The organism is Streptomyces sp. NPDC085481, assembly GCF_044541845.1.
Classification (GTDB): Bacteria; Actinomycetota; Actinomycetes; order Streptomycetales; family Streptomycetaceae; genus Streptomyces.
Genome location: NZ_JBITTJ010000001.1, coordinates 1 through 19,815 on the forward strand (window position 1 = coordinate 1; position 19,815 = coordinate 19,815).

Genomic DNA, 19,815 nt, shown 5'->3' on the forward strand with positions numbered 1-19,815 from the left:
GCCGGCTACCCGTCGTCGCCTTGGTGAGCCATTACCTCACCAACAAGCTGATAGGCCGCGGGCTCATCCTTCACCGCCGGAGCTTTCAACCAGCTTCCATGCGGAAGCCGGTGTTATCCGGTATTAGACCCCGTTTCCAGGGCTTGTCCCAGAGTGAAGGGCAGATTGCCCACGTGTTACTCACCCGTTCGCCACTAATCCACCCCGAAGGGCTTCATCGTTCGACTTGCATGTGTTAAGCACGCCGCCAGCGTTCGTCCTGAGCCAGGATCAAACTCTCCGTGAATGTTTACCGGTAATCCGGTCGAACACCACGAGAGCGGAACAGATCGGAGGAATAGTCCGATCCGTTCACAGCGTCCTCGCTGTGTGCCACCCCGTGGGGTGGACTTTTTCAAAGGAACCTCGACCATCCGAAGATGGACGGGGTATCAACTAATCTGGCGTTGATTTTTGGCACGCTGTTGAGTTCTCAAGGTGCGGACGCTTCCTTTGTACTCACCCTCGCGGGCTTTCCTCCGGGCGCTTCCTTCGTTTCCGACTCTATCAGATCTTTCCGATCCGATTTCCTCGGCGCTTTCCGGTCCCTTTTCGCTTTCGCTTTCGGGCCCTTCCGGCGTGTCCACTACTTTAGCCGATTTCCCTGGAGACTCAAATCGAGCCTTTCGAAACAAATTTCGGCATGCCGAAATGAGCCCCGTTGGGATTCGTCGTAAGGAAGTGGATGGCCGCTTCGGGAGGCTTGAGTAAGCGCTGCCCGTCTCAAGCGGCTCGGGCCACATTACGCATCTGCTGCGCCCGAGTCAAGGCGACGCTTCCGGGGGACGTGGGCCCGGTACGGGCTCACGGTGCGGTCGCCGTCGATCCAGTAGCGCCAGGGGTGGGGAGCGCCGTCGCCGCCGACTCCCGTGCGGGGGCCGTTGCGGACCCGGTCGGGCGGGGGCGGGGTGCCCATGAGCAGGGAGAGCGGGGCGTCCGGGCCGGCGCAGGTGTCGGTGCCGTTCAGGGAGAGGGCGACGTCCAGGGCGGTGGCCAGGCGGGCCGGGCCCTTGGCGAGCTCGGAGTCGTATCGGGCCGAGAGTCGACGCTTCCTGGCCTGTTCCGCTCCCTTCAGGATCTCCCCCGCGCGCAGCAGGACTCCGCTCGCGTGGCCCTCCGGGCCGCACACCAGGTTGAGGCAGTGCCACATGCCGTAGGTGAAGTAGACGTACGCGTGTCCGGGTGGGCCGAACATGACGGCGTTGCGGGCGGTGCGGCCACGGAAGGCGTGGGAGCCGGGGTCGATGGCGCCGGCGTAGGCCTCCACCTCGGTGATGCGGAGCTCGATGGGGCCGGCCGTCGTGTTCCGTACAAGGGTGCGACCCAGTAGGTCGGGGGCGACCTCGAGGACGGGACGGTCGAAGAAGGCCCGCGGGAGCGGCGTACGGTCGGGGCTCTCGCTCATGGAGTCCGAGCGTAGTGGGGGTGCAACCGGGCGGGGTGCGGAACCGGCTACGGTCGTCACGCGTATGTAGGGGTCAGGACTGCGCAGGACAGATCGCACGACATAGAGGGAGTCGTCATGGGATTCAAGAAGCTGCTCGCGAGCCTCGGTGCCGGCGGCGCTTCGGTGGAGACGGTGCTCACCGAGGCGAACGTCGTCCCGGGTGGTGTCGTCCAGGGTGAGGTGCGGATCCAGGGCGGTTCGGTCGCCCAGCAGATCGAGGGTCTCTCGGTCGGCCTGCAGGCGCGGGTCGAGGTCGAGGGTGGGGACCAGGAGCACAAGCAGGACATCGAGTTCGTGAAGGTGCGGCTCGGCGGGGCCTTCGAGGTGCAGGCCGGGGCGGTGCACGTGGTGCCGTTCGGGCTCGAGATCCCGTGGGAGACGCCGGTCACCGCGATCGCGGGGCAGCAGCTGCGCGGGATGAACATCGGGGTGACGACGGAGCTGGAGATCGCCCGTGCCGTGGACTCGGGTGACCTGGACCCGATCAACGTGCACCCGCTGCCGGCGCAGCAGGCGATCCTGGACGCCTTCATCCAGCTGGGCTTCCGGTTCAAGAGCGCGGACATGGAGCGTGGCCACATCCGCGGGACGCGGCAGAAGCTGCCGTTCTACCAGGAGATCGAGTTCTTCGCGCCGCAGCAGTACCGGGGTCTGAACCAGGTCGAGGTCAGCTTCGTCGCGGACGACCGGGAGATGGACGTCGTCCTGGAGATGGACAAGAAGCCGGGTCTGTTCACCGAGGGCAGCGACTCGTTCCGCGCGTTCAAGGTGGGTCTGGACGACTTCCACACCACCGACTGGGCGGCGTACCTGAACCAGTGGCTCGCCGAGGTCGGCGGCCGTCGCAACTGGCTCTAGTGTCGCTTGCGTAGGACTGGTCAGCGATACGGAGGTTCAGACGTGGCCGATGCCAAGAGGGCGCCGCTCCCCCATGACTTCCATCCGCCGGTGGCGGAGTTCACGGTGGTGAGCGACGACATCGTGCCGGGTGGTGTGCTGAAGGACGCTCAGGTGTACGCGGCGGGGAACACCTCCCCGCAGCTGAGCTGGGAGGGCTTCCCGGCGGGGGCGAAGAGCTTCGCCGTGACGTGCTTCGACCCGGACGCGCCGACGGGCAGCGGGTTCTGGCACTGGGTGCTGTTCGACATCCCGGTGTCGGTGACGGAGCTGCCCGCGGGTGCCGGTACGGGGTCGTTCGACGGGCTGCCGGCGGGTGCCGTGCAGGCGCGTAACGACTACGGCTCGAAGGACTTCGGCGGGGCCGCGCCGCCGGCCGGGGAGAACCACCGCTATCTCTTCACGGTGTATGCGGTGGACACCGAGAAGCTGGGGCCCGACGCGGACGCGTCGCCCGCGGCGGTCGGCTTCAACCTGCGTTTCCACACGTTGGGGCGTGCGCAGCTGATCGCCGAGTACACGGGTCCCGCGGACAGCTGAGCGTTCGTTTGTTGTTTGCCCGCTTCTGGTCTTGGAGAGATCAGAAGCGGGCATCTTTCTTTGCGCGGATATTGCGTTGTCCTACCCGGCGCGCCCGGCCAGAGTTGATCCAAGCCCGCCACGGGGGTGGGCCGGCACACGGGAGGTGGGCATCATGCGGGACACGCTGGTTCTGAACGCGAGCTTCGAGCCGCTTTCGACGGTCACATTCAACCGTGCGGTGGTCCTTGTCCTGCAGGACAAGGCCGTCGTGGAGCAGGCGCACCCCGGTCTTCGTGTGCGCGCGGCGGCCGTGGACATGCCGGTGCCCCGGGTGATCAGGCTCTGCAGGTACGTCCGGGTGCCGTTCCGAAGACAGGCCCCGTGGTCGAGGCGGGGGGTGCTGGTGAGGGACCAGCACCGGTGCGCGTACTGCGGGAGGCGCGCGACGACCGTGGACCACGTGGTGCCGCGGGCGCAGGGGGGCGGGGACAACTGGCTGAACACGGTCGCCTCGTGCGCGGAGGACAATCACCGCAAAGCGGACCGGACGCCGGAGCAGGCGGGGATGCCGTTGCTGCACGAGCCGTTCGTGCCGACGCCGGCGGACGCGATGCTCCTGGCGATGCGGGCCGGTGAGCGGTCGGAGCTCCCCGGTTGGCTGGCCGGCCAGGCCGCGTAATCGAGGCGTCGTGAGCAGGTCGTGTGGGCCCGCCCCGGTCACGGGGCGGGCCCCGCCGTCATTTCAGGGTGAGTTGGAGGATGGCGACGATGCCGACGGCGATGATCACTCCGCGCAGGACGGTGGGTGACAGGCGCCGTCCGACCTTGGCTCCGATCTGGCCGCCGATGGTGGAGCCGACCGCGATGAGGAGCACGGCGGTCCAGTCGAAGTCGGCGACGAAGAGGAAGAAGACGGCGGCGACTCCGTTGACGACGGCGCCGAGGATGTTCTTGACGGCGTTGATGCGTTGCAGGCTGTCGCTGAGCAGCAGTCCCATGAGCGAGATGTAGAGGACGCCCTGGGCGGCGCCGAAGTAGCCGCCGTAGATGCTGGCGAGGAAGAGGCCGACGAGGAGGGCCGCGCCGCCGTGGGGGTGGGCCTCGGTGCCCTTGGCCTCGCGGCGCCGCTTGACGGCGGCGGCGATGCGGGGCTGGAGGAGGACGAGGACCAAAGCGAGCCCGATGAGGACGGGGACGATCGCGTCGAAGGCGTCGGAGGGCAGCGCCAGGAGCAGGATGGCGCCGACGAGTCCGCCGAGGAGGGCGGCGGTGCCGAGGCGGAGGATGCGGGCGGTCTGGCCCTTGAGTTCGCTGCGGTAGCCGATGGCTCCGCTGATGGAGCCGGGGACGAGGCCGAGGGCGTTGGAGACGTTCGCGGTGATCGGTGGCAGGCCGGTCGCGAGCAGGACGGGGAACGTGATGAGCGTTCCCGATCCGACGATCGTGTTGATGGCGCCGGCGGCGGTGCCGGCGCCGAAGACTGCCAGGGCTTCCCAGATGGACAACGCCATCTCCTTACATGGTCAGTGAGTCGCCTCCCCGCTCTGGGATCGCCAGGGTCGAGGGGCTCGCACCGATCATGCACGAAAATTACGTGTACGTGTCAGTCAACCCGGGGTTCTTCCCGGCGCTCGGCGCCGTCGTTCGCCGCGCCGCCCTTGGTGTTGAAGCCGGGGGTGCCGCCGGGCCCGAGGTTGCCGAAGGCGCCGGAGAGGCCCTTGAGGGCGTCGCCGATCTCGCTGGGCACGATCCAGAGCTTGTTGGCGTCGCCCGCGGCGATCTTCGGGAGCATCTGGAGGTACTGGTAGGAGAGCAGCTTCTGGTCGGGGTCGCCGGCGTGGATGGCCTCGAAGACCGTGCGTACGGCCTGGGCCTCGCCCTCGGCCTTGAGCGCGGAGGCCTTGGCCTCGCCCTCGGCGCGCAGGATCGCGGACTGCTTCTCGCCCTCGGCGGTGAGGATCTGGGACTGCCGGATGCCCTCGGCGGTGAGGATGGCGGCGCGCTTGTCGCGGTCGGCGCGCATCTGCTTCTCCATCGAGTCCTGGATGGAGGTGGGCGGCTCGATCGCCTTCAGCTCGACGCGGTTGACGCGGATGCCCCACTTGCCGGTGGCCTCGTCGAGGACTCCGCGCAGGGCGGCGTTGATCTCCTCGCGGGAGGTGAGGGTCCGCTCGAGGTCCATGCCGCCGATGATGTTGCGCAGGGTGGTGACGGTGAGCTGCTCGATCGCCTGGATGTAGCTGGCGACTTCGTAAGTGGCGGCGCGGGCGTCGGTCACCTGGTAGTAGATGACGGTGTCGATGTTGACGACCAGGTTGTCCTGGGTGATCACCGGCTGGGGCGGGAAGGGCACGACCTGCTCGCGGAGGTCGATGCGGTTGCGGATGCGGTCGATGAACGGGACGACGATGTTCAGGCCGGCGTTGAGCGTGCGGGTGTAGCGGCCGAAGCGCTCCACGATCGCGGCGCTCGCCTGCGGGATGACCTGGATGGTCTTGATCAGGGCGATGAAGACAAGCACCACCAGAATGATCAGGACGATGATGACTGCTGACATCGCGCTCCCTGTGCCCTTCGCTGCCGGTTGAATAACCAGATGATGATCGAGTTTCCCAGACCTCGGAGCGTCATGGGCGAGGTTCGGTCACATGACGACCGCGGTGGCTCCGTCGATGTCGACGACGTCCACCTGTTCGCCCGGTTCGAAGCTCTGCCCGGTGTCGAGTGCGCGGGCGGACCAGATCTCGCCGGCCAGCTTGATGCGGCCGCCGTTGCCGTCCACCCGTTCCAGGACGACGGCTTGACGGCCCTTCAGGGCGTCGATCCCGGTGGCGAGTTGGGGGCGGCCGTCGCGGTGGCGGGCCGCCACGGGGCGCACCACGGCGATCAGGGCGACGGAGACGACGGCGAAGACGACCACTTGGGCGACGATGCCGAAGCCGAGGGCGGCGGTCACCGCCCCGGCGACCGCGCCGGCGGACAACATGCCGAACTCGGGCATCGCCGTGAGGACGAGGGGAATGCCGAGCCCCACCGCGCCGATCAGCCACCAGATCCATGCGTCGAAGTCCACGTGGTCATGGTAGGGCGGTGGGGTCCTTCGGGACAGGGCGCGGCTCTGTGCGGTAGCGACGCCCCGGCGACTACTTCAGCGGCAGGCCCTGGGCGGTGTAGCGGTCGCCGACGTGCTCGACGACGAGCGGCAGGCCGAAGCAGAGGGAGAGGTTGCGGGAGGTCAGCTCGGTCTCCATGGGGCCCGCGGCGAGGACCTTGCCCTGGCGGATCATCAGGACGTGGGTGAAGCCCGGCGCGATCTCCTCGACGTGGTGGGTGACCATGATCATGGAGGGGGCGTACGGGTCGCGGGCGAGCCGGCCGAGGCGGCGGACCAGGTCCTCGCGGCCGCCGAGGTCGAGGCCGGCGGCGGGCTCGTCGAGGAGCAGCAGCTCGGGGTCGGTCATCATCGCGCGGGCGATGAGGGTGCGCTTGCGCTCGCCCTCGGAGAGGGTGCCGAACTTGCGGTCCAGGTAGTCGGTCATGCCGAGACGGTCGAGGAAGGCCTTGGCGCGCTCCTCGTCGACCGGGTCGTAGTCCTCGTGCCAGGTGGCGGTCATGCCGTACGCGGCGGTGAGGACGGTCTGCAGGACGGTCTGGCGCTTGGGCAGCTTCTCCGCCATGGCGATGCCGGCCATGCCGATGCGGGGGCGCAGGTCGAAGACGTCGGTGCCGACGCCGCCGAGGCGCTCGCCGAGGAGCGTGGCGGTGCCGCTGGTCGGGAAGAGGTAGCTGGAGGCGATGTTGAGGAGGGTCGTCTTGCCCGCGCCGTTGGGGCCGAGGATGACCCAGCGCTCGCCCTCCTTGACCGACCACGAGACCTCGTCCACCAGAGCCCGTCCGTCGCGGACCACGGATACGTCCAGCAGCTCCAGTACATCGCTCATGAGCGCGTTGTCTCCCCTTGCGGTCGAGTCGTGTCGTCGCCTTGCGCCTGTGGACGCGGCGTCCAGGGAAAACCTACGCCACCGGGGGGCCGGGCCGGTCCTTAGGGCGTCCTTTAGTCCCTACGCTGGGGGGCATGCTTTCGGAACCACGCTCAGGACGTCTGGCCGCCTGGGGCAATGCCCTGCTGGCCGGGGCGGTGTCGCCGGATGACGCGGCGCTCGCGATTGTCGGACAGGACGCGGTGCACCGCGTGGAGGGGCTGCCGGGCGAGGCGGGGCCGGTGGGCCTGACGCTGGCGCTGGGGCGGCTGCGGCGGCTCGGGGTGACCGGGTGGCGGGTGGCGCTGCCCGCACCGGGGCACCCGCTGGGGCTGAGCGGTCCGCCGGAGTTCAACGCGCGGGCGCTCGACGCGGAGGAGGCCGCGGTCGGGTTCGGCGCACCGTACGGGCTCGTGCCGGAGGTCACGGAGGCGGGGCCGGCGGGCGACGTGCACGTGGAGGTCATATGGCACTGTCTGGCGGTCCGGGAGGCGCCGCCGGCGGACGTGCCGTCGCTCGGCGAGGCGGAGCGGGAGCTCGCGGACGCCCTGCGGGAGGCGACGACGGTCCTCACCCGCCTGGACGTGGCGGCCTCGGGTCCCGCCGCGGACGCGGGCCGGGACGCCTACCGGGCCCGCGCGGAGACCGGCCGCGAGGTCCTGGCCCCGGGCTATCCGGCCCGCGCGGCACGGGTGCTCGAACTGGCCCAGCGCATCGGCCTCCTGGTCGACCTGGCGTACGACCACGGCCACGGCGGCGCGGTGAGCGCGGCGGAGATGGCGGCGCGGGGGGCTGCGTTGCGGCCGGTGGAGCGGGTGGCACGGCGGGCGCAGGTGGCGGCGTACAACGCGTATGTGGAGGAGAGGGAGCGGGAGCACGGGTTCTAGCGGGTCAGGGGACCAGGGGCCAGACGGTCCACGGCGCCGGCCACGCTCTGGAGGCCGGCGCCCTGGAGGAAAAAGGACCGGCCCCCGGGGGATCGTCCGGGGGCCGGTGGTTCAGCGGGGGCGTCAGTGGTTGACGGCGCCGTTGCCGAAGGCGGGGTTGAGCAGGCCGATCACGTTGACCGTGTTGCCGGAGACGTTCACGGGAACGTGGACCGGGGCCTGCACCAGGTTGCCGGAGCCGACGCCCGGCGAGTGGAGGGCCTGCCCCTGGGCGTCCGCGTTCGCGGAGGCAACACCGGCACCGGCGGCGACGATGCCACCGGCGACCATGGTGAGGGCAGCGGCCTTCTTGAGGTTGTTCACTTCAGGATCCTCCTGGTCATCGCTGCGGCCGGTCCGCCGCAGCACGCCATGGAGAACGCCGCCACCCCCGCTCGGTTGCGCCGAACGGGGGACATACACACGACGGTATGAAAAGGGGAACGGCCGTGCCTACGAGGTCAGGCCGTGCCGTACGGCCCAGAGCGCGGCCTGGGTACGGTCCGCGAGGTCCAGCTTCATGAGGATGTTCGAGACGTGGGTCTTCACCGTCTTCTCCGAGAGGACGAGCGCGCGGGCGATCTCCCGGTTGGAGCGGCCGTCCGCGATCAGGCCGAGCACCTCCCGCTCCCGCTCGGTCAGCGCCGAGCCGCGACCCGAGCCGCCGCCCTGCCCGTGGTCGTCCTGGCTGAGCAGGGCGCCGGCGACCTCGGGCTGGAGCAGGACGTGGCCCGCGTGGACGGAGCGGATGGCGCCGGCCAGGGCGTCGGGGTCGATGTCCTTGTAGACGTATCCGCTCGCGCCGGCGCGCAGCGCGGGGACGACGGTGCGCTGCTCGGTGAAGCTGGTGACGACGAGGACGCGCGCCGGGTTGGCCAGCTCGCGCAGCTTCCGCAGCGCCTCGATGCCGTCGGTGCCGGGCATCTTGACGTCCATGAGGACGACGTCCGGCCGCAGCCGCTCGGCGGCGGCGACGCCCTCGGCGCCGTCGGCGGCCTCCCCCACCACCTCTATGTCGTCCTGCACCTCCAGGAAGGTGCGCAGGCCGCGGCGGACGACCTGGTGGTCGTCCACCAGCAGCACGCGGATGGGATTCTCAGCCACCGGGGACCTCCATCTCGATCGTGGTGCCCCGCCCCGGGGCCGATGTCACGGTGAGTCTGCCGCCGACGCCGCCGGTCCGGTCGCGCATCGAGACCAGGCCGAGGTGGCGGCCCGCCCGCCGGACGGTCTTCGGGTCGAAGCCCTTGCCGTCGTCGGTGACGGTGAGCCGTGCTCCCTGCCCGCTGCGGGTGAGGGTGACGGAGACGAGGGCCCCGCCGGAGTGGCGCAGCGCGTTGTGCAGGGCCTCCTGGGCGACCCGGAGCACGGCCTCCTCCTGGGCGGCGGGCAGCGCGCGGATGCCGGGGCTCGCGAAGGTGACCCGGGCGGAGTGGGCGCGGTCCAGGACCTGGATCTGGGTGCGCAGGGTGTGCACGAGGCCGTCCTCGTCGAGGGCGGCCGGGCGCAGCTCGACGACGGCCGCGCGCAGCTCGTCGGCCGCTTCCGCGGCGAGCTCGGCGACCTGCTGGAGCTCGCCCTTGGCGCGGGCCGGGTCGCGGTCGACGAGGGCCGCGGCGGCCTGGGCGGTGAGGCGCAGGGAGAAGAGCTTCTGGCTGACCGCGTCGTGCAGCTCGTGGGCGAGGCGGGAGCGCTCCTCGGCGATGGTCAGCTCGCGGCTGCGCTCGTACAGCCGGGCATTGGTGAGGGCGATGGCCGCGTGCTGGGCGAGGATCGTCAGGAGCTCCTCGTCCTCGGCGGTGAAGCGGCAGCCTTCCCCGGACTCCGTCCCGGGGGACCCCCACGGCTTGGGGCAGCGCTTGTTCGCGAGGAAGAGTGCGCCGAGGATCTCGTCGCCGTCGCGGATGGGCAGTCCGAGGAAGTCGGACATGTCCGGGTGGGCGGCGGGCCAGCCCTCGAAGCGGGGGTCCTCGCGGACGTCGGCGAGACGCTCGGGCTCGGCCTTGTGGAGCATGGCGGCCAGGATGCCGTGCTGGCGGGGCAGCGGGCCGATGGCACGCCACTGCTCGTCGCTGACGCCGTCGACGACGAACTGGGCGAAGCCCCCGTGGTCGTCGGGGACGCCGAGCGCCGCGTATTCGGCGTCGAGCAGCTCGCGCGCGGAGGTGACGATCGTCTTGAGGACGTCGCGGACCTCCATCTGGCGGCTCATCGCCAGCAGGGCGCTGCTCACGGCGGCCAGGCCGGAGCTCGGTCGGTGGCTCATGTGTTCACCGTACCGGCGGGGGTGACGGTCCGTATCCGCCTGTGGACGGCGGTCGGCCGGGACCGGGGGCCTAGGTCGAAGTGCCCTGGTCGGTCGGGGCCCGCGGACGAGGCGGCGGGGTGGGTCGGGTGACGAGGCTGGACGGCATCGGTTCGCACGCGGGACACCGGACGCGGATGTGGCCCGCGGATGTCGGACGCGGACGTGGAGATGAGGGGATGGATCATGCCTGTCGCGATCGTCACGGGGGCGTCGAAGGGGCTCGGCCGGGCGCTGGCCGCCGGGCTCGCCGAGCGGGGCTGGGACCTGGTGCTCGACGCCCGTACGGCGGGGGTTCTGGAGGAGAGCGCCCGGGCGGCGCGGGAGCGGGGAGCGCGGGTGGTGGCGGTGGCCGGGGACGTGACGGACGCGGCGCACCGGGCGGAGCTGGTGGCCGCGGCGCGGGGGCTCGGCGGGCTCGACCTCCTGGTGAGCAACGCCAGCGCGCTGGGAGCGGAGCCGCTGGTCCGCCTTGAGGCGCTGCCGCTGGACGGGCTGCGGGCGGCGTTCGAGACGAACGCGGTGGCCGCGCTCGGGCTCGTACAGGAGGGGCTGCCGCTGCTGCGGGAGAGCGCGGCGGGGGCGGTGGTCCTGGTGAGTTCGGACGCGGCGGCGGAGGCGTACGAGACCTGGGGCGGCTACGGGGCGTCGAAGGCGGCCCTGGACCAGCTGGCGGCGGTGCTCGCGGTGGAGGAGCCGGGGTTGCGGGTGTGGGCGGTGGATCCGGGCGACATGGCGACGGATCTGTACGCGGCGGCCGTGCCGGACGACACCGACCCGCGTCCCGAGCCCGCGGTGGTGGTGCCGGGGTTCCTGAGCCTGGTGGAGCGGCGGCCGGCGAGCGGGCGGTACGCGGCGGCGGCGCTGGTGGGGGTGGGCAGGTGACCGTCCTCCTGGAGGGACTGAGGGTGCCCGAGGAGCTGTCGGCGCGGGTGCCGGCCGAGCAGCGGGGGCCGGGGCGCGGCCGGGACGACGTACGGCTGATGGTGTCGCGGGGCGGGGAGGTGGCGCACCGGGCGTTCCGGGAGCTGCCGGGGCTGCTGCGGGCCGGGGACGTGCTCGTGGTGAACACGTCGGCGACGCTGGCCGCTGCGGTGAACGGGCGGCTCGGGGCGGAGCCGGGCGGGGAGCGGGTGGTCGTGCACTTCTCCACCCGGGGTGATGACGGCCGGTGGGCGGTGGAGCTGCGTGCGCCGGACGGGGCCGGGACGACGCTGCCGCGGCCGGGCGGGCCGGTGGGGGCGGTGGTGCGGCTGCCGGGCGGCTCGCGGCTCGTCCTGGAGGAGCCGCTGGCGCCGGGGGCGGTGCGGCTGTGGTGGGCGCGGCCGGAGGTGGACGTGGCGGGGCTGCTCGCCCGGTACGGGCGGCCCATCCGTTACGGATACACGGAGCGGGACCAGCCGGTGGCGGCGTACCAGACGGTGTTCGCGCTGCCCTCGCCGGACGGTGCGGGGTCGGCGGAGATGCCGAGCGCGGGGCGGCCCTTCACGGCCGGTCTGGTGGCGGAGCTGGTGAGCCGGGGGGTGCAGTTCGCTCCGGTGGTCCTTCATACCGGGGTCGCGTCGGCGGAGGCGCACGAGCCGCCGTATCCGGAGCGCTTCGAGGTGCCGGCGACGACGGCGTGGCTGGTGAACGCGGCGCGGGCCGGCGGGGGCCGGGTGATCGCGGTGGGCACGACGGCCGTGCGGGCGCTGGAGTCGGCCGTGGCGGAGTGCGGGGTGCGGGGTGCCGCCGGGTGGACGGACCTGGTGGTCACGCCCGAGCGGGGGGTGCGGGTGGTGGACGGGCTGCTCACCGGGCTGCACGAGCCGGAGGCCTCGCATCTTCTGATGCTGGAGGCGGTGGCCGGGCGGCCGGCGCTGCGGCGGGCGTACGCCGAGGCGGTGCGGGAGCGCTACCTCTGGCACGAGTTCGGGGACGTCCACCTCATCCTTCCGGAGGAGGGCCCTCACCGTATGCATTGCTGATGCAACGCTTGGTGAGGTTGTTACACGCCCGATGTGAGCCCGCGCATAGGACGCAGGTCACTTACGAATCCCCCTAGTGGACACGTAAAGGACAGATGAGTACTGCCGGGGCTGGTCGATGCCGGGTCCGGCGGCACCCTCGCGCGGGCCCTGATCCACTACCCGGGATCGTACGTCACACCTTTGCCACAGGATTTTGCTGCCGCTAAGAATTGCGTCCGTCGCCGCCGAGCAAGGCGCAGCGCCGCCCCGGCCTGAGCGACCCCCAGCGATTCGAAGAGGTATTCCTGCATGTCTGCGAAGACCCCTGGCCACAGTCGTGGTCTGAAGAAGACCCACAAGGCCACCATCGCCGGCGTCGCCGCTCTGAGCGCCGCGGCGCTCGGCTTCACCCTCATCCCGGGCGGCGGCTCCACCGAGACCGAGCCGCAGGCCCTCGCCCACACCCAGCAGGTCGCCTGGGCCTACGACGCCGCCAGCCCGCAGGCGAAGGCCCTGGCCGCCTCGCTCGACCAGCAGCAGAGCGTCATCGGCCTGCAGGCCAAGCAGGAGGCCGCCGCCAAGGCGAAGGCCGCCGCTGACGCGAAGGCGAAGGCCGACGCCGCCGCCAAGGCCAAGGCCGCCGCCGAGGCGAAGGCGAAGGCCGCCGCCAAGGCCAAGGCCGAGGCCAAGAAGCGTGCCGCGGCGAAGGCGGCCGCGAGCCGCGCCGCCGTCCGCAAGCCGGTCTTCGCGAACAACCTCGACGGCTGGATCCGCGAGGCCATGTTCATCATGGACAAGCACAACATTCCGGGCACCTACAACGGCATCCACCGGAACATCATGCGCGAGTCCAGCGGCAACCCGCTGGCCATCAACAACTGGGACATCAACGCCATCAACGGCGTCCCGTCCAAGGGTCTGCTGCAGGTCATCTACCCGACCTTCAAGGCGTACCACATCCCCGGCACCAAGTTCGACCAGTACGACCCGGTCGCCAACATCGTCGCCGCCTGCAACTACGCGGCCGACCGCTACGGCTCGATCGACAACGTCAACAGCGCGTACTGATCGGCCTGACCGGCCTGGTCGGCTGCGCACATGCCGAAGGGCGGCACCCCGTGCAGGGGTGCCGCCCTTCGGCGCAGGCCTCACGGCCTCACGGCCTTACTTGCGCATGACCTCCGGCTCGTGGCGGCGCAGCAACCGCGCCACGAGGACGCAGCAGAGGGTCGCCATGAGCAGCTGGATGCCGAGGTCGAGGCTCCACTGGCCGACCGTGTGCTCCCACAGCGGGTCGGTGTTCGTGGGGTCCTTGTGGTCCCACGGCGGCATCAGGTGCGCCAGGTCGAGCGTGGTGCCCGCGCCGGCGATGCCCCAGCGCGACGGCATCAGCCAGGCGAACTGCTCCAGGCCGGGCGAGCCGTACACCTGGAAGAGGATGCCGGTGAACACGACCTGGATGATCGCGAACATGACGAGCAGCGGCATGGTCTTCTCGGCGGTCTTCACCAGGGCCGAGATGACCAGGCCGACCATCATCGAGGTCAGGCCGAGCGCGATGACCTGGACGCACAGCTCGACCGCCGGCGGCATGAACAGGCCCTCGGCGGGCAGGTCGCGGGTGGAGAAGCCGATGCCGCAGATGATCACGCCCTGGAAGGCGGTGATCACGCCGAGGACGATGACCTTGGACATCAGGTACGCGGAGCGGGACAGGCCGGTGGCGCGCTCCCGCTCGTAGATGACCCGTTCCTTGATCAGCTCTCGTACGGAGTTGGCGGCGCCCGAGAAGCACATGCCGACCGCGAGGATCAGCATGATCGTGCCGGCGTCGCCGTTGAAGCGGGACGGCGGCTTGGGCGGGGCCAGGCCGAAGTCGGCCGGGATGACCACCGAGACCGCGCCGAGGACGGCCGGCAGGATCACCATCAGGGCCAGGAAGCCCTTGTCGGAGGCGATCACCGACACATAGCGGCGGATCAGCGTCCACAGCTGGGAGCCCCAGCCCTGCGGCTTGGGCGGGCGGGTCAGCGCCTGCTGGGCCTGGTGCGGCAGCTGGACCGGCTGTGCGGCGACGGCGTCGATCTCCGCGGCGTACATCTGGTAGTGCTGCGAGCCCTTCCAGCGGCCCGCCCAGTCGTAGTCGCGGTAGTTCTCGAAGGCGGAGAAGACATCGGCCCAGGTGGAGTAGCCGAAGAAGTTCAGTGCCTCCTCCGGCGGGCCGAAGTACGCCACCGAGCCGCCGGGCGCCATCACGAGCAGCTTGTCGCACAGGCCGAGCTCGGCCACCGAGTGGGTGACGACGAGGACCGTACGGCCGTCGTCGGCGAGGCCGCGCAGCAGCTGCATGACGTCGCGGTCCATGCCCGGGTCGAGACCGGAGGTCGGCTCGTCCAGGAAGATCAGCGAGGGCTTGGTCAGCAGCTCAAGGGCGACCGAGACGCGCTTGCGCTGGCCGCCGGAGAGCGAGGTGACCTTCTTCTCCCGGTGGATGTCGAGCTTGAGCTCGCGCAGCACCTCGTCGATCCGGGCCTCGCGCTCGGCCTCGGCGGTGTCGCCGGGGAAGCGCAGCTTGGCCGCGTAGCGCAGCGCCTTCTGGACGGTCAGCTCCTTGTGCAGGATGTCGTCCTGCGGGACCAGACCGATGCGCTGGCGCAGCTCGGCGAACTGCTTGTACAGGCTGCGGTTGTCGTACAGGACGTCGCCCTGGTCGGCGGGCCGGTAGCCGGTGAGCGCCTTGAGGAGGGTCGACTTGCCGGAGCCGGAGGGACCGATGACGCCGATGAGCGACTTCTCGGGGACGCCGAAGGTGACGTCCTTGAGGATCTGCTTGCCGCCCTCGACCGTCACCGTGAGGTGGCGGGCCGAGAACGAGACCTCGCCGGTGTCGACGAACTCCTCGAGCTGGTTGCCGACGATGCGGAACGTCGAGTGGCCGACGCCGACGATGTCGTTGGGGCCGAGGAGGACGGAGCCGTTCTTGGGGATCGGCTGGCCGTTGACGTACGTGCCGTTGTGCGAGCCCAGGTCGCGGATCTCGAAGCGGCCGTCGGGCGTCGCGTGGAACTCGGCGTGGTAGCGCGAGACCTGGAGGTCGGAGACGACCAGTTCGTTCTCGAGCGCACGGCCGAGGCGCATCACGTGGCCGAGGTTCAGCTGGTGGAAGGTGGTGGGGCTGCGGTCGCCGTAGACCGGCTGCGCGCCCTGCGGCCCTGCCTGCTGGTGCGGGACCTGCGGCTGCTGCGGGTGCTGCGGCGCCTGCTGCTGCGGGACCGCGTGCTGCTGCGGCTGCTGCCAGCCCTGCTGCTGAGCCTGCTGCGGCGGGGCCTGGTGGGTGGCCCAGTCCGCCTGGGCGGCGGCCTGCTGTGCGTGCTGCTGGGCGGCGTGCCCGGCGGCCTGGTGCGCGGCCTGCGGAGGCTGCTGCTGGGCCGCCTGCGCGCCGGCGGCGGCGAGGTTGAGCCGCGGGCCGTCGGTGGCGTTGCCGAGGTTGACGGCCGAGCCCGGCCCGATCTCCACCTGGTGGACCCGCTGGCCCTGCACGAACGTGCCGTTGGTGGAGCCGTGGTCCTCGATGACCCAACTCCGGCCGCCCCAGCTGATGGTGGCGTGTCGCCACGAGACCCTGGCGTCGTCGATCACCAGGTCGCCCTGGGGATCACGGCCCAGGGTGTACGACCTGGACGGATCGAGAGTCCAGGTCCTTCCATTCAATTCCAGTACGAGTTCTGGCACTCCATGCCCCACTACTTGTCCCCCGATGTACCCCCGTCGTTGGGAGCCCAGGGATGGTGAACATCCTGGGGAACTATTTCAGGCCGGAAGCCGTATCCGAAAGTCGGGCCGCGTGAAGAGCTTGCGTACGCCTGCACGGGGCACGCCCGCGTGGCAAGAGTGCGGCCGGGCGGGTGTCCGGCAGGCGGGACGGGGGGTCGGGTGGCACCCGGTGCCCGATACGGTGGAAGCACCATGAGCGCATCGCAGACATCGGACGTTCCCGCCGAGGACGTTCCCACTCTTCTCGTCAAGATCTTCGGGAAGGACCGTCCCGGGATCACCGCCGGACTCTTCGACACCCTCGCCGCCTACTCCGTCGACGTCGTGGACATCGAGCAGGTCGTCTCGCGCGGCCGTCTCGTGCTGTGCGCGCTCGTCACCGAGCCCACCGTCGCCTCCCAGGGCGAGCTGCGGGCCACCGTGCACAGCTGGGCCGAGTCCATGAAGCTGCAGGCCGAGATCATCTCGGGCACCGGCGACAACCGTCCCCGTGGTGAGGGCCGCTCGCACGTCACCGTGCTCGGGCACCCGCTGACCGCGGAACAGACCGCCGCCATAGCGGCCAGGATCGCCGGGGCCGGCGGCAACATCGACCGGATCTTCCGGCTCGCCAAGTATCCGGTGACGGCGGTCGAGTTCGCCGTCTCGGGCTGCGAGACGGAGCCGCTGCGGACCGCGCTGGCCACCGAGGCGCACTCGGTCGGCGTGGACGTGGCCGTGGTCTCCGCCGGGCTGCACCGCCGTGCCCAGCGTCTGGTCGTCATGGACGTCGACTCGACGCTGATCCAGGACGAGGTCATCGAGCTGTTCGCGGCGCACGCCGGCTGTGAGGACAAGGTCGCCGAGGTGACGGCGGCGGCGATGCGCGGCGAGCTGGACTTCGAGCAGTCGCTGCACGCGCGGGTGGAGCTGCTCGCGGGTCTGGACGCGTCGGTGGTGGACAAGGTCCGCGCCGAGGTGCGGCTGACCCCAGGGGCGCGCACCCTGATCCGTACCCTCAAGCGGCTCGGCTACCAGGTGGGGGTCGTCTCCGGCGGCTTCACCCAGGTCACCGACGACCTCAGGGGGAAGCTCGGGCTCGACTTCGCCCAGGCGAACACCCTGGAGATCGTGGACGGCAGGCTGACCGGCCGGGTGACCGGCGAGATCGTGGACCGGGCGGGCAAGGCGCGGCTGCTGCGCCGTTTCGCGGCGGAGGCCGGGGTGCCGCTGGCGCAGACGGTCGCGATCGGCGACGGCGCCAACGACCTGGACATGCTGAACGCGGCCGGGCTCGGGGTGGCGTTCAACGCCAAGCCGGTGGTGCGCCGGGCGGCGGACACCGCGGTCAACGTGCCGTTCCTGGACACGGTGCTCTACCTCCTGGGGATCACCCGCGAGGAGGTCGAGGCCGCGGACGGCGGCGCGGAGGACCTGCTGCACTGAGACGGCGTACGTGCGAGGGCCCGGCTGTCTCGCGACGGCCGGGCCCTCGCGCGTACGGGTCAGGTGAACGCGTCAGGCGTGCGGGCAGGAGTGCGGGGCAGGCGTACGCGTCAGGAGTGCGGGGCCCAGAACTCGACCAGCTTGCCCACCCCGTGCTCGACGGACTTCCAGCTGCCGTCGAAGGTGACGACGGCGAAGGCGGCGGTGGGGAAGCCGCTGCGGGTCATCCGGGCGAGGTGGTCGCCCTCGGCCTCGCCGGCCAGGGCGTCGGCGAGCGCGTGCATTCCCGGGTTGTGGCCGATGAGCAGGAGGCCGTTCACCGTGTCGGGCGTCTCGTTGACGAGGGCGATGAGCTCGCCGAGGGAGGCCTCGTACAGCCGGTCCTCGTACACCGTCCTGGGGCGCTCGGGCAGCTCCTGGACGGCCAGCTTCCAGGTCTCCCGGGTCCTCGCGGCGGTCGAGCAGAGGGCCAGGTCGAGGTCGATGCCGGTGTCGGCGAGCCTGCGGCCCGCCACCGGGGCGTCCGTGCGGCCGCGCTCGGCGAGCGGCCGCTCGTGGTCGGAGGTCTGCGGCCAGTCCGCCTTTGCGTGTCGGAGCAGCACGATCCTGCGGGGTGTGTCGACGCTCATGCTCCACAGCTTCGCATGAATCAGGCCGGGTTGACTCAGAGAGAGAGCGTTTGCTGGACCCGCTCCAGGACGCGTCCGAACGCGGGGTCGACGCCCGCCGCGCGGGCCTCCCCGGGGCCCGCTATCAGCAGGAAGAGGGCGACGAAGGCGAGCACGGGCAGACCGAGGGCCCACCAGGGCAGCCGGGTGTCGATGCCGGTCGGTCCGGTGCGTGAGCCGGTGTGGGTTCGCGCCGTCATGGCCGCCTCCGTGGGGTGGGATCTCCTCGACGTCTCCAACCTACGGATCGGGCAAGGCCCGTCCCATCCGGTGATCCACCCACTTCACCCTGACACTCACCCCCTAGGGGACGGGGGGACAACCCCACCCTCCCCCTCAGGGGGACGTGGGCTCAGGGAGAGGCGAGGGAGGCGATGACGGCGATGACGGCCGTGATCGCCATCATCGTGCCGAACACGATGAGGAGCTTCTTCTGGCCGTTCGGGGGGTTCGGTTCGAGTACGGGCATGGGCTCAGTCTCGCATCTCAGCATTCGTCCTCGACGGTGCGGTCCCGGCCGGCGAGGGTGCCCACGATCATCTGCGGGATCATCAGGCCGCCCATGAGGGCGATGGGCAGCCCCCAGCCGCCGCTGTGCTGGTAGAGGATGCCGACGACGAGCGGTCCGGGGATGGAGATGAGGTAGCCGACGCTCTGGGCGAAGGCGGAGAGCTTCACGACTCCGGCGCCGGTCCGCGAGCGCATCCCGATCATGGTGAGGGCGAGCGGGAAGGCGCAGTTCGAGACGCCGAGGAGCAGGGCCCATATCCAGGCGCCTGCGGCGGGCGCGACGTACAGGCCGGTGTAGCCGGCGAGGCCGCACAGGCCGAGCGCGACGACGATGGGGCCCTGGTTCTTCATGCGCGTCGCGAGCCGGGGGATGACGAAGGCGAGCGGCACGCCCATCACCATGGTGACGGCGAGCAGCACGCCGGCGGTCGAGGCGGGGACGCCGGCGTCGCGGAAGACCTGCGGCATCCAGCCCATGGTGATGTAGGCGCCGGTGGCCTGGAGCCCGAAGAAGACACCGAGCGCCCAGGCGGTGCGGCTGCGGACGACCCGCGGCGCCGCGGCGACGGGCTCGGCGACGGCCGGAGCGGCACCCTGCCCGGCGGTCGGGTCGGCGCTCCGCCCGGCGGTCGGGTCGGCGCCCTGCCCGGCGCTCCGCGCGCCCGCGCGGCCGGCCGCGCCGCGGTCGCGCACCAGCGCGAGCCACGGCAGGACGGCGAGGGCGGCGAGGACCGCCCAGACACCGAGGCCGAGCCGCCAACCGCCGCCGAGGGCCGCGGTCATGGGGACGGTCGCGGCGGCCGCCACGGAGGTGCCGAGCGCGAGGGCCATCGAGTAGAGGCCGGTCATGGAGCCGATGCGGTCCGGGAAGTACTTCTTCACGATGACGGGCATGAGGACGTTGCTGACCGCGATGCCCATGAGGGCGAGGGCACTGGCCGCGAGGAAGCCCGCGGTGCCGGAGGCGAAGGGGCGCAGGACGAGGCCGGCGAAGATCGCGGCCATGCCGGCGCAGACGACGGCGGCGGGGCCGAATCGGCGGGCGAGGCGCGGGGCGGCGATGCCGAAGACGGCGAAGCAGAGCGGCGGTACGGAGGTGAGGACGCCTGCCACGCTGCCGCTCATGTGGAGCCCCTCGCTGACCTCTTCCAGGAGGGCGCCGAGGCTGGTGATGGCGGGGCGCAGGTTGAACGCGGCGAGGACGAGTCCGGCGGTGACGAGCCCGACGACCCAGCGGGTGGGTCCGGCGGGTGCGGGAGAATCGGCGGCGCCCGCGACGGGGCGGGTCGCCGTGCGGGCGGGGTCGAGGGTCAGCGGCTCGTCAGGCATGGGGCCATCATAGAATCATGGGATGATTGGTTGTCCAATCCCGA

Annotated in this window: 21 protein-coding genes and 1 rRNA gene; 8 read left to right on the top strand and 14 right to left on the bottom strand. The window is 71.1% G+C overall.

What is annotated here, in order from left to right; all coding sequences use genetic code 11:
* Both ACIGEZ_RS00005 and ACIGEZ_RS00010 read right to left on the bottom strand, forming a co-directional pair.
* Nucleotides 1-286, bottom strand: a 16S ribosomal RNA gene (locus ACIGEZ_RS00005); the annotation flags it as partial.
* A 495-nt stretch (nt 287-781) separates the two neighbouring features.
* Nucleotides 782-1,444: a DNA-3-methyladenine glycosylase gene (locus tag ACIGEZ_RS00010; RefSeq protein WP_399824158.1), complete on the bottom strand. Its 663-nt coding sequence runs from the start codon at nt 1,442-1,444 to the stop codon at nt 782-784.
* Between the two features lie 117 nt (nt 1,445-1,561).
* Between ACIGEZ_RS00010 and ACIGEZ_RS00015 the strand changes: the two genes are divergently transcribed.
* The 3 genes from ACIGEZ_RS00015 (at nt 1,562) to ACIGEZ_RS00025 (ending at nt 3,584) form a co-directional block, all read left to right on the top strand.
* Nucleotides 1,562-2,344, top strand: coding sequence for a sporulation protein (locus tag ACIGEZ_RS00015; RefSeq protein WP_399824159.1), 783 nt, complete (start codon nt 1,562-1,564; stop codon nt 2,342-2,344).
* Between the two features lie 42 nt (nt 2,345-2,386).
* On the top strand, nt 2,387-2,923 hold the full coding sequence (locus ACIGEZ_RS00020; protein ID WP_399824160.1) for a YbhB/YbcL family Raf kinase inhibitor-like protein: 537 nt from the start codon (nt 2,387-2,389) through the stop codon (nt 2,921-2,923).
* Between the two features lie 154 nt (nt 2,924-3,077).
* Entirely contained in the window at nt 3,078-3,584 is a 507-nt protein-coding gene (locus tag ACIGEZ_RS00025) for an HNH endonuclease (protein ID WP_399824161.1), read from the top strand.
* 58 nt (nt 3,585-3,642) lie between these two features.
* On the opposite strand, the gene ACIGEZ_RS00030 is transcribed toward ACIGEZ_RS00025, so the two are convergent.
* The 4 genes from ACIGEZ_RS00030 to ACIGEZ_RS00045 form a co-directional block, all read right to left on the bottom strand.
* Complete coding sequence (locus ACIGEZ_RS00030; RefSeq protein ID WP_399824163.1) at nt 3,643-4,416, bottom strand: sulfite exporter TauE/SafE family protein; 774 nt, start codon at nt 4,414-4,416, stop codon at nt 3,643-3,645.
* Nucleotides 4,417-4,508: 92 nt separating this feature from the next.
* Complete coding sequence (locus tag ACIGEZ_RS00035) at nt 4,509-5,462, bottom strand: SPFH domain-containing protein (RefSeq protein WP_399824165.1); 954 nt, start codon at nt 5,460-5,462, stop codon at nt 4,509-4,511.
* 87 nt (nt 5,463-5,549) lie between these two features.
* Nucleotides 5,550-5,978: an NfeD family protein gene (locus ACIGEZ_RS00040; RefSeq protein ID WP_399824166.1), complete on the bottom strand. Its 429-nt coding sequence runs from the start codon at nt 5,976-5,978 to the stop codon at nt 5,550-5,552.
* Nucleotides 5,979-6,048: 70 nt separating this feature from the next.
* The gene (locus tag ACIGEZ_RS00045) at nt 6,049-6,846 is read right to left on the bottom strand and encodes an ABC transporter ATP-binding protein (RefSeq protein WP_399824168.1); all 798 of its coding nucleotides are present in this window, start codon (nt 6,844-6,846) and stop codon (nt 6,049-6,051) included.
* 134 nt (nt 6,847-6,980) lie between these two features.
* On the opposite strand from ACIGEZ_RS00045, the gene ACIGEZ_RS00050 reads away from it, so the two are divergent.
* Nucleotides 6,981-7,772, top strand: coding sequence for a hypothetical protein (locus ACIGEZ_RS00050; RefSeq protein ID WP_399824169.1), 792 nt, complete (start codon nt 6,981-6,983; stop codon nt 7,770-7,772).
* Nucleotides 7,773-7,895: 123 nt separating this feature from the next.
* Here ACIGEZ_RS00050 and ACIGEZ_RS00055 read toward each other — a convergent pair whose 3' ends face one another.
* From ACIGEZ_RS00055 to ACIGEZ_RS00065, 3 genes are all read right to left on the bottom strand, one after another.
* Nucleotides 7,896-8,135: a chaplin gene (locus tag ACIGEZ_RS00055; RefSeq protein WP_399824171.1), complete on the bottom strand. Its 240-nt coding sequence runs from the start codon at nt 8,133-8,135 to the stop codon at nt 7,896-7,898.
* Nucleotides 8,136-8,264: 129 nt separating this feature from the next.
* The gene (locus ACIGEZ_RS00060; RefSeq protein WP_399824172.1) at nt 8,265-8,915 is read right to left on the bottom strand and encodes a response regulator; all 651 of its coding nucleotides are present in this window, start codon (nt 8,913-8,915) and stop codon (nt 8,265-8,267) included.
* Nucleotides 8,908-10,077 carry a GAF domain-containing sensor histidine kinase gene (locus tag ACIGEZ_RS00065; protein WP_399824173.1) on the bottom strand — a complete coding sequence of 390 codons (1,170 nt, stop codon included), beginning with the start codon at nt 10,075-10,077 and terminating at the stop codon, nt 8,908-8,910. The genes ACIGEZ_RS00060 and ACIGEZ_RS00065 overlap by 8 nt, the downstream gene beginning before the upstream one ends.
* A 225-nt stretch (nt 10,078-10,302) precedes the next feature.
* On the opposite strand from ACIGEZ_RS00065, the gene ACIGEZ_RS00070 reads away from it, so the two are divergent.
* The 3 genes from ACIGEZ_RS00070 to ACIGEZ_RS00080 all read left to right on the top strand — a co-directional run bounded on the left by ACIGEZ_RS00070 (nt 10,303) and on the right by ACIGEZ_RS00080 (nt 13,133).
* Nucleotides 10,303-11,001 (top strand): SDR family NAD(P)-dependent oxidoreductase, encoded by a 699-nt coding sequence (locus tag ACIGEZ_RS00070; protein ID WP_399824174.1) that lies wholly within the window; start codon nt 10,303-10,305, stop codon nt 10,999-11,001.
* Nucleotides 10,998-12,083 carry an S-adenosylmethionine:tRNA ribosyltransferase-isomerase gene (locus tag ACIGEZ_RS00075; RefSeq protein WP_399824175.1) on the top strand — a complete coding sequence of 362 codons (1,086 nt, stop codon included), beginning with the start codon at nt 10,998-11,000 and terminating at the stop codon, nt 12,081-12,083. Before ACIGEZ_RS00070 ends, ACIGEZ_RS00075 begins: the two co-directional genes overlap by 4 nt.
* Nucleotides 12,084-12,374: 291 nt before the next feature.
* Complete coding sequence (locus ACIGEZ_RS00080) at nt 12,375-13,133, top strand: transglycosylase SLT domain-containing protein (RefSeq protein WP_399824177.1); 759 nt, start codon at nt 12,375-12,377, stop codon at nt 13,131-13,133.
* 96 nt (nt 13,134-13,229) lie between these two features.
* Here the strand turns inward: ACIGEZ_RS00080 and ACIGEZ_RS00085 are convergent, their stop codons facing one another.
* Nucleotides 13,230-15,809, bottom strand: coding sequence for an FHA domain-containing protein (locus ACIGEZ_RS00085; RefSeq protein ID WP_399824178.1), 2,580 nt, complete (start codon nt 15,807-15,809; stop codon nt 13,230-13,232).
* Between the two features lie 222 nt (nt 15,810-16,031).
* Between ACIGEZ_RS00085 and serB the strand changes: the two genes are divergently transcribed.
* Nucleotides 16,032-17,264 carry a phosphoserine phosphatase SerB gene (serB, locus tag ACIGEZ_RS00090; protein ID WP_399824179.1) on the top strand — a complete coding sequence of 411 codons (1,233 nt, stop codon included), beginning with the start codon at nt 16,032-16,034 and terminating at the stop codon, nt 17,262-17,264.
* 110 nt (nt 17,265-17,374) lie between these two features.
* Here serB and ACIGEZ_RS00095 read toward each other — a convergent pair whose 3' ends face one another.
* From ACIGEZ_RS00095 to ACIGEZ_RS00110, 4 genes are all read right to left on the bottom strand, one after another.
* A complete protein-coding gene (locus ACIGEZ_RS00095; RefSeq protein WP_399824180.1) occupies nt 17,375-17,893 on the bottom strand; it encodes a SixA phosphatase family protein in 519 nt (172 codons plus the stop codon).
* Between the two features lie 35 nt (nt 17,894-17,928).
* Nucleotides 17,929-18,132, bottom strand: coding sequence for a hypothetical protein (locus ACIGEZ_RS00100; protein ID WP_399824182.1), 204 nt, complete (start codon nt 18,130-18,132; stop codon nt 17,929-17,931).
* A 152-nt stretch (nt 18,133-18,284) separates the two neighbouring features.
* Nucleotides 18,285-18,401 carry an SGM_5486 family transporter-associated protein gene (locus tag ACIGEZ_RS00105; RefSeq protein ID WP_399824183.1) on the bottom strand — a complete coding sequence of 39 codons (117 nt, stop codon included), beginning with the start codon at nt 18,399-18,401 and terminating at the stop codon, nt 18,285-18,287.
* Between the two features lie 17 nt (nt 18,402-18,418).
* A complete protein-coding gene (locus tag ACIGEZ_RS00110) occupies nt 18,419-19,771 on the bottom strand; it encodes a CynX/NimT family MFS transporter (protein WP_399824184.1) in 1,353 nt (450 codons plus the stop codon).
* Nucleotides 19,772-19,815: the final 44 nt, after the last annotated feature.